This window comes from Blautia sp. OM07-19 (assembly GCF_003481595.1).
GTDB classification, from domain to species: Bacteria; Bacillota; Clostridia; order Lachnospirales; family Lachnospiraceae; genus Blautia_A; species Blautia_A intestinihominis.
On the sequence record NZ_QULA01000070.1, the window covers coordinates 1,447 to 4,475 of the forward strand.

At 42.1% G+C, this 3,029-nt stretch carries 3 protein-coding genes and 1 pseudogene; all 4 read left to right on the plus strand.

The genetic code is table 11. The features are described 5' to 3' along the window. A pseudogene (locus DXC01_RS20065) lies at window positions 1–309 on the plus strand (hypothetical protein); the annotation flags it as partial. A gap of 43 nt (window positions 310–352) precedes the next feature. Continuing rightward, on the plus strand, window positions 353–1,294 hold the full coding sequence (locus DXC01_RS19690) for a DUF1848 domain-containing protein (protein WP_118699666.1): 942 nt from the start codon (window positions 353–355) through the stop codon (window positions 1,292–1,294). A gap of 161 nt (window positions 1,295–1,455) precedes the next feature. Continuing rightward, window positions 1,456–1,941 carry a GNAT family N-acetyltransferase gene (locus DXC01_RS19695; RefSeq protein WP_118699668.1) on the plus strand — a complete coding sequence of 162 codons (486 nt, stop codon included), beginning with the start codon at window positions 1,456–1,458 and terminating at the stop codon, window positions 1,939–1,941. 191 nt (window positions 1,942–2,132) lie between these two features. Beyond that, window positions 2,133–2,885, plus strand: coding sequence for an EFR1 family ferrodoxin (locus tag DXC01_RS19700; protein ID WP_118699667.1), 753 nt, complete (start codon window positions 2,133–2,135; stop codon window positions 2,883–2,885). The last annotated feature ends 144 nt before the right edge of the window (window positions 2,886–3,029 follow it).

The following is a 3,029-nucleotide window of genomic DNA, read 5'->3' on the forward strand; positions in this document are numbered from 1 at the left end:
AGAACACTGGGATGCTGCCGGCTCATCTATAACAAAGAAATGTCACAGATCGCCCGGGCAGGGCTGCGAGTGTATTTTATCGCATTTATCCCAATGGGGATCAACCTCCTGACCTCATACTATTTACAGTCGATCTTAAGCGTAAAAAGCTCCCTTTTCATTTCATTACTCAGAAATGTGATCCTGAGCAGCACTGCCATTCTCACATTCCCGCTGATCTTTGGCGGAAACAGCCTGTGGCTGGTAATGCCGGTCGTGGAATGCCTTGTGCTGGTATTGAGCGTGGTGTTTTTACGCAGACAACAATAAAAAATTTTTAATTTGCAGAAACAGCAGAAAGGCAGCAAATACCATGATCATACAAACAGGCATGCGGACAGATATCCCGGCGTTTTATTCCGAATGGTTTATGAACAGAATAAAGGAAGGCTATGTACTGGTCCGCAATCCATATAATCCGTTGCAGGTAACGAAATATAGCCTGTCGCCGGAGGTCGTAGACCTTCTTGTATTCTGTACGAAAAATCCGGCACCAATGCTTAAGCATATGGACAAATTGCAATCATATGGACAATACTGGTTTGTGACAATCACACCATATGGAACTGAGATTGAACCCAATGTGCCAGATAAGAAAACAGTAATGGAAGATTTTAAGAAGTTGTCCAATATTGTAGGCATTGACAGCATCGGATGGCGCTATGATCCAATACTCATCGACCAGACACATACCGTAGAATGGCATATACAGGAATTCGAAAAAATGGCAGCGAATTTGTCCGGCTATACCCACACTTGCGTAATTAGTTTCATTGACATTTACCAAAAAGTAGCACGGAATTTTTCGGAAGCAAAAGCCGTTACAATCAGCGACAGAATCAGGATCGGAAAAGAATTTATCAGAATTGCAGAGAAATACAATATGGTAATCCGGCCATGTGCAGAAGGAAATGAACTTGCGGCCTACGGAGCAGACTGTTCAGGATGTATGACTGTAGATACATACGAAAAAGCACTGCATACACATCTGGATGTGCCAAAGCAGAAGATGAACCAGAGAAACGGGACATGTGCCTGTCTTCTGGGAGTAGACATTGGAGCATATGATACCTGCGGGCATTTGTGCAGATATTGTTATGCGAATGTAAATAGTGCTCTGGTCCGGGAGAACATGAAAAGACATGACCCGAAATCACCATTTCTGCTTGGCGGAAGCATGCCGGGAGATATCATACACGAGGCAAAACAAATAAGCTGGATTGACGGACAGATGACGCTGGATTTATTTTCGTAAAAACTGATATCAGGAAACCACCAACTGCCAAAAAACTGAAGAAAGGTACCCAAAATTGTTAACGATATTGCATGGATCAGATCACACATGCAATATCGTTATTTTCGTGTTATACTGGATGAACTGAGATGGAATTCAAAGAGACAAGAGAGGAATATAGTATGGAAATAAAATACGCAACAACAGAAGATATTACAGCGATTGCCGCAGTTGAGGCAGAATGTTTCCCGCCTGCGGAAGCAGCAACAGAAGAGGAATTCATCGAAAGAGTGAAATATTACGGAAATTACTTCTGGCTAATGTATGAAGATAGAAAGCTGATCGCATTTGTAGACGGTTTTGTAACAGATGAGCCGGACCTGACGGATGAAATGTATGAGAAGGCTGCCATGCACAACGAAGATGGTGCGTGGCAGATGATTTTTGGTGTTAATACATTACCGGATTATCGCAGACATGGATACGCCGGCAAACTGATCCGCCGCGCGATCGACGATGCAAAGCAGCAGGGCCGTAAAGGACTTGTCCTGACCTGCAAAGAAAAGCTTATCCCGTATTATACAAAATTTGGATTTTCCGACGAAGGTATATCTGACAAATCCACCCATGGAAATGTTGTGTGGCACCAGATGCGGCTGGTTTTCTGATAAATCGCCCTTTTTAATCTTGAGCAATCAATCGACCCAAAGACTGCTGCTTTGAGATCATTAAAAGCAGCAAGGAAAGGCAGAGCCGTTTACACTACCGGAGCATTTTATAAATGTTGCCAATTGCTTGCAAAACTTATTCCACATACATTTCTTGTTAAATTTGCAGGCCTTGGATAAGGAGATGGATTATGATTTTATATTTTTCAGCAACCGGAAACAGCGAATATGTTGCCAGAAGGATTGCAGCCGAAACCGGTGACATTGCCGTTTCTATTACAGATTGCTATAAAAAACAAATTTTCTCATTTGATGAGAAATGCAAAACACTTGGTATAGTAAGCCCTACATACTCTTGGGGATTGCCTGTTATCGTAATTGAATTTTTACAAAGACTAGATTTAAGCCATAAGCCGGACTATATATTTTTTATTGCAACCTATGGAACAACCCCGGGACAAACTGGGAGATTTGCAGATAATATTCTTGCTCCTAAAGGTCTGCCATTGTCCGCAAAATTCAGCGTGAAAATGCCGGACACCTGGACTCCGATTTTTGATTTGAGCAATAAAGAAAGAGTTCAGCGTATAAATAATTATGCAGAGCTTGAAATCGATCATATCATTGAACAGATAAAAAATTTGGTCGTCGGTGATTTTATGAAAAATAAGCTGCCTTATCCGATTGCAAAGATAGGCTATCATATCGAATATGATTCGATGCGTAAAACAAAGCACTTTTCAGTTGAAGACACCTGCGTTGGGTGTGGTTTGTGCGCCAAAAACTGCCCGGTTTCCGCCATTAAGCTCAAAGACCGCAAACCTGAATGGACCAAAGAGCAGTGCGTAATGTGCTTAGCTTGCTTACATCACTGCCCTAAATTTGCAATTCAATATGGTGAAAATACAAAGAAGCATGGACAGTATACACATTTCCTTAAGTGATATGCTCCCACCACTTAAATCTTATAGATTTTGAAGTGGTGGAAGTATGTCAGTGCGTCCAGCTAAGGGTGAAGCATTTAATGGATGGAAATCCCATCCGGTAAGGTATTAGCCACACCGCCGGTAACGACCTTGAGCCAGCCA

Excerpts from the sequence above, each read along its gene's own strand:
- DXC01_RS19690 (WP_118699666.1), top strand. The coding sequence starts at position 353 with ATGATCATACAAACAGGCATGCGGACAGATATCCCGGCGTTTTATTCC.
- DXC01_RS19700 (WP_118699667.1), top strand. The coding sequence starts at position 2,133 with ATGATTTTATATTTTTCAGCAACCGGAAACAGCGAATATGTTGCCAGA.
- DXC01_RS19695 (WP_118699668.1), top strand. The coding sequence starts at position 1,456 with ATGGAAATAAAATACGCAACAACAGAAGATATTACAGCGATTGCCGCA.